At 72.0% G+C, this 314-nt stretch carries 1 protein-coding gene; it reads right to left on the reverse strand.

What is annotated here, in order from left to right; all coding sequences use genetic code 11:
- The coding region (locus AX744_RS20745; RefSeq protein WP_197429232.1) for a hypothetical protein at positions 1-314 on the reverse strand (314 nt) is incomplete at both ends.

The raw sequence follows: 314 nt of genomic DNA on the forward strand, positions 1-314 counted from the left end.
TAGGCCTCGTGGATCTCCGGCTCGACGCCGAGCTCGGCGGCGAGCTCCATGGTGGGCGTCGCGACCCAGATGCGGCTGCCGGGGGTGGCCTGTCCGGTCACGCCGCGGGGGCTGAACAGGTTGGGGGTGAGCCAGTGGCCGTCCTCGGGGATGGTGATGTTCCAGTAGCCGGGGAGCTTGGTGAACGGCAGCGGCTCGGGGTGGTGGGTGGGAGATCCGATGCCGACCTCGAGGCCGGCGACGGCGGCGAGGTAGGAGCCGCCGCGGTCGAAGGCGTGCACCCAGCTGTGCTGCTGCTCGTCGGGGGTGAGGGT

This window comes from Microbacterium sp. CCH5-D1 (genome assembly GCF_001557335.1).
Taxonomy (GTDB): Bacteria; Actinomycetota; Actinomycetes; order Actinomycetales; family Microbacteriaceae; genus Microbacterium; species Microbacterium oxydans.